We start from the raw sequence: 4688 nt of genomic DNA on the forward strand, positions 1-4688 counted from the left end.
CCTGCCGCCGCTCTCCGTGCGGATGACCAAGGAGGCGGTCAGCGCCGTGGCCGCCGCCACCAGCCACGCCTCGATCTATATGGACCGCGACCAGTACCTGCTGGCCACCAAGAGCGCTGACTTCCGCGAGGGCGTCGCCGCCTTCCGCGAGAAGCGGCCGGGGAAGTTCACGGGGGAGTGAGCTTCAGGCGTTCCGGGCCATCAGGCCGCCGTCCACCGGGATGATGGCTCCGGTGATGTAGGAGGCCGCGGGCAGGCACAGGCTGAGCGTGATGTGCGCCACTTCTTCGGGGCGGCCGTAGCGGCCAAGCGCTGTGCGGCGCCTGGCGAAGGTGGCGCGGTCGTTCTCGGAGATCGCCTCGGTCATGCCGGTGAGGATCGGCCCCGGACAGACGCAGTTGACGGTGATCCCCTCGCGGCCCAGCTCGACGGCAAGGGCCCGGGTCAGGCCCACAACGCCGGCCTTGGCTGCGGCGTAGGGGCTGTCCTGCGCCGTGGCGCCCAGGGCCTCGGTGGAGGCGATGTTGACGATCCGCGGCGCCGGCGACAGCCGAAGATGGGGCAGGGCGGCGCGAACCAGGCGCTGGTGCGAGGTGAGCAGGATGGCCAGCGAGCGGGCCCAGACCTCGTCGTAGTGCTCGGAATCGAGGCCCGCGAAGCCGGAGATCCCGGCGTTGTTCACCAGGATGTCCAGCCGGCCGAACCGCTCGGCCACGGCGGCCACAACGGCGGCGATGGCGGCGGGGTCGGCGACGTCCAGCGTCCAGGCCTCGGCGCTGAGGCCCCGGTGGGTCAGGTCGTCGGCCACGTCGCGGACCGTCTCTGCGGCGATGTCGGTGAGCGCCACATGGGCGCCCTCGGCGGCGAACACCTCGGCGGTGGCCCGGCCCATGCCGCTGGCGGCGCCGGTGATCAGTACGGTGGAGCCGCGCACGCTTCGGGCGTCGATCATGACTGGCCGCGCCTCCGTCCCGCACGGGCCGCGATGCTGGCACGGCGGGCCGGCAGGTCAACGCCTGACGCAGGGTCACCCCTTGCCAGGGCGGCGGGCAGGGCCAAGCATGGGCCGCGAGGGAGGCCGCCATGCCGCAGTTCGTTCAGGTCGACGCTGGCGAGGTGAGCCTTCGCGTGGCCGTGGAGGGCCAGGGGCCGCTGGTGGTGCTGGTCCACGGTTTCCCGGAGAGCTGGTTCTCGTGGCGCCACCAGATGGGGCCGATCGCCGACGCCGGCTTCACGGCCGCTGCGATCGACGTGCGCGGCTATGGTGGCTCGGACAAGCCGCACGCGATCGAGGCCTATTGCATGGAGGCGCTGACGGCGGACGTGGCCGGCGTGGCGCGCGCGTTGCAGCCGCAAGCCCCGGCCATCCTGGTCGGCCACGACTGGGGCGCGCCCATTGTCTGGAACACGGCGCTCAGCCGTCCCGAGGCGATCTGCGCGGTGGCCGCCCTGTCGGTGCCCTATCTGGGTGTGCCGAGGCGCTCGTTCCGCGCCTGGTTCGACGAGGTGTTCACAGCGAAGAACCGCTTCTTCTACCAGGCCTGGTTCCAGCGTGTGGGGCCGCCGGAGGCCGAGGCCGAGGCCGACGTGCGCGGCTTCCTGCGCAAGTTCTACTACGGCATCTGCGGCGACGCCCCGGCGGGAAGCTGGCCGCAGAAGGCCGCCGATGCGACCTTGCTGGAGGGCCTGGCGGACCCAGACCCGTTCCCGGGGTGGATGACCGAGAACGAGCTCGACTACTACGTCTCCGAGTTCAGGCAATCCGGCTTCCGCGGGCCGATCAACCGCTACCGCAACCACGATGCGGACTTCGACTGGATGCAGGCCTTCAAGGACCGCAGGATCGAGCAGCCGGCGCTGTTCATCACCGGCACGAAGGACCCGGCGTTCAACTTCGCAGGCCATGCCGACCCCATCGAGGTGATGCGTGGCGTCGTCCCCAACCTGCGCGGCGCCCACGTCCTGGAGGGCTGCGGGCACTGGACGCAGCAGGAGCGGGTCCGCGAGGTCAACGACCTGCTCATCCCCTGGCTGAAGGGGCTCTAGCGTGCTGGATTTGAAGTTCGCACGACTTCGGATTGAGCTCGGAGCGAACTTCAAATCCTTAAAGCACACTAGAAACATTGACTTGCTAGCGTCCTTATCGATTCCGAAGTTCGTCGGAGCCCACCACAAGCGCATGCGAACTTCGGAATCGGGACACTAGATGATCCACCTCTACCACTGCGTCGACGCCCGCTCGTTTCGCCCGCTCTGGGCGCTGGAGGAGCTGGGCCTGACCTACGATCTCACCGTGATGCCGTTCCCGCCCCGGGTGCGCCAGCGCGAGTACCTGGCCGTCAATCCGCTGGGCACCATCCCCGCGCTGGTGGACGGGGCGACCTTCATGACCGAGTCCGCGGCCATCGTGCAGTACCTGGTCGCCCGCTACGGCCCGAGCCCGCTGGCCGTGGCGCCCGACGACCCGGCCTATGGCGCCTGGCTGAACTGGCTGCACTTCGGCGAGGCGACCCTGACCTTTCCGCAGACCCTGGTGCTGCGCTACCGCACCCTGGAGCCGGGCCGCGCGCCACAGGCGGCCGACGACTATGCCCGTTGGTTCCTGGCCAGGCTCCGCGCCGTGGACCGGGCCCTGCAGGACGACCCGCACCTGTGCGCGGGCCGGTTCACCGCCGCGGACATCTCGGTGGGCTATGCGCTGCTGCTGGCCGGCCAGCTCAAGCTGGACGCGGGCTTCACCCCGGCCGTCGCCGCCTACTGGAGCCGGTTGCAGGAACGGCCCGGCTTCCAGGCCGCCAAGGCGGCGCAGGCGGCCAGGGCGCCCGCCGCCGACGCCTCGCCTTTCTGAAGAAGGGCTGACGCTGGGGCGCCCTTGCTCCCGGCCGGCATCGGCTTAGGTTCTGACAGGACGACGATAACCGGGGCGGGAGAGGCGTGAGCCAGCGCTAGATGGCCGAGATCATCCTGCACCACTACGACACCTCGCCCTTCTCCGAGAAGGTGCGGGTCATGCTGGGCGTGAAGGGACTTGCCTGGCGCTCGGTGATCCAGCCGGTGATCATGCCCAAGCCCGAGCTGATCCCGCTCACCGGCGGCTATCGGCGCATCCCGGTGATGCAGATCGGCGCGGACGTCTATTGCGACACCCAGGTGATCCTGGCCGAGCTGGAGGCGCGCCACCCCACGCCGCCGGTGGTCCGCGGCGCCGACTGGGCGGTGAACCTGTGGGCCGACCGGCTGTGGTTCCAGGCCAGCGTCGCCGTGGTCTTCGGGGCCCTGGGCGACGCCGTGCCCAAGGCCTTCATCGAGGACCGCGAGAAACTCTCCGGCCGGGCCTTCGACGTGGCGGCGATGAAAGCTGCGGCGCCCGTGGCGCGGAGCCAGTGGCGGGCCTTCGCCGCCTGGGTGGAGCAGGGGCTAACCGGGGGCAAGTTCCTTGGCGGATCGACGGCGTCGCTGAGCGATGTCGCAGCCTATATGAACGTCTGGTGGCTGGGCGCCGCGGCGCCCGGGGTGGCTGAGGAGCTGCTGGCCGGCTTCGCGCAGACCCAGGACTGGCGCGCAAGAATGGCGGCCATCGGTCACGGTCGGCCCCGTGAGATGAGCGGCGCCGAGGCCCTGAATGTGGCCATGACATCCTCTCCGGGACCGGCTCCCCCCAGCGACCCCGCCGACAGCGGCGGCTTCAGCCCGGGCGACGCGGTCGCCGTGCGGGCCGACGACTACGGCCGCGATCCGGTGGCGGGCCGGCTGGTGGCGCTGACCGCTGATCGCCTGGTGCTGGCCCGTGAGTGCGGCGAGCTCGACCTTTTGCATGTGCATTTCCCGCGCGTCGGCTACGTCCTGGCGCGGAGCGGCTGAGGAGGCCCCATGACCGACCGTATCACCGTGGATATCCAGGGCGGCGTCGCCGACGTCCGCATGGTCCGCACCGACAAGATGAACGCCCTCGACGAGGCCATGTTCAGCGCCCTGATCGACACCGGCGAACGCCTCAAGACCGAGGCCGGGGTCCGCGCCGTGGTGCTGTCGGGGGAGGGCCGGGCCTTCTGCGCCGGCCTCGACATGGGCAGTTTCGCCGCCATGGCGTCCGGCGAGCGGCAGGCCATCGGTGGCAAGCCGGCTGACGCGCTCTCCAGGCCCAAGCGCACCGAGGGCGGTTCCAACCGCGCCCAGCACGCGGTGATGGTCTGGCGGGAAATCCCTGTGCCGGTGGTGGCCGCGGTGCACGGGGTGGCCTTCGGCGGCGGCTTCCAACTGGCGCTGGGCTGCGACCTGCGCTTCGTCACCGCCGATGCGCGCCTGGCGGTGCTGGAGATCAAGTGGGGCCTGGTGCCGGACATGGCCGGCGTCGTCCTGATGAAGGGCCTGATCCGCGACGACGTGGCCCGCGAACTCACCTGGTCGGGCCGCATCTTCTCTGGGGAGGAGGCCCTGGCCATGGGGCTGGCCACCCGGGTCTGCGCCGATCCCCTGGCCGAGGCCCTGGCCTTCGCCCGCGAGGTGGCCGCCCGCAACCCGCACGCCATCCGCGCCGGCAAACGCCTGCTGAACCTCGCCGCCGACGCCGACCAGCACGCGACCCTGCTGGAGGAGACCCGCGAGCAGGTGGCCCTGATCGGCTCGACCAACCAGATCGAAGCGGTGATGGCCAATATGGGCAAGCGCGACCCGGCCTTCGCCGACTA

At 70.8% G+C, this 4688-nt stretch carries 5 protein-coding genes and 1 pseudogene; 5 read left to right on the forward strand and 1 reads right to left on the reverse strand.

Going from position 1 to position 4688, the window contains the following annotated elements; genetic code table 11:
• A pseudogene (locus ACLL81_RS02840) lies at positions 1–181 on the forward strand (hypothetical protein); the annotation flags it as partial.
• Positions 182–184: 3 nt separating this feature from the next.
• Here the strand turns inward: ACLL81_RS02840 and ACLL81_RS02845 are convergent.
• The gene (locus tag ACLL81_RS02845) at positions 185–952 is read right to left on the reverse strand and encodes an SDR family NAD(P)-dependent oxidoreductase (RefSeq protein ID WP_411286832.1); all 768 of its coding nucleotides are present in this window, start codon (positions 950–952) and stop codon (positions 185–187) included.
• Positions 953–1083: 131 nt separating this feature from the next.
• Between ACLL81_RS02845 and ACLL81_RS02850 the strand changes: the two genes are divergently transcribed.
• From ACLL81_RS02850 to ACLL81_RS02865, 4 genes are all read left to right on the forward strand, one after another.
• Positions 1084–2046, forward strand: coding sequence for an alpha/beta fold hydrolase (locus ACLL81_RS02850; protein ID WP_411286833.1), 963 nt, complete (start codon positions 1084–1086; stop codon positions 2044–2046).
• Positions 2047–2206: 160 nt separating this feature from the next.
• On the forward strand, positions 2207–2848 hold the full coding sequence (locus ACLL81_RS02855) for a glutathione S-transferase family protein (RefSeq protein ID WP_411286834.1): 642 nt from the start codon (positions 2207–2209) through the stop codon (positions 2846–2848).
• A 101-nt stretch (positions 2849–2949) separates the two neighbouring features.
• Complete coding sequence (locus ACLL81_RS02860; RefSeq protein WP_411286835.1) at positions 2950–3861, forward strand: glutathione S-transferase family protein; 912 nt, start codon at positions 2950–2952, stop codon at positions 3859–3861.
• A 9-nt stretch (positions 3862–3870) separates the two neighbouring features.
• On the forward strand, positions 3871–4688 hold an 818-nt coding region (locus ACLL81_RS02865), incomplete at its 3' end, for a crotonase/enoyl-CoA hydratase family protein (protein ID WP_411286836.1).

The organism is Phenylobacterium sp. (assembly GCF_046590535.1).
Lineage (GTDB): Bacteria > Pseudomonadota > Alphaproteobacteria > Caulobacterales > Caulobacteraceae > Phenylobacterium.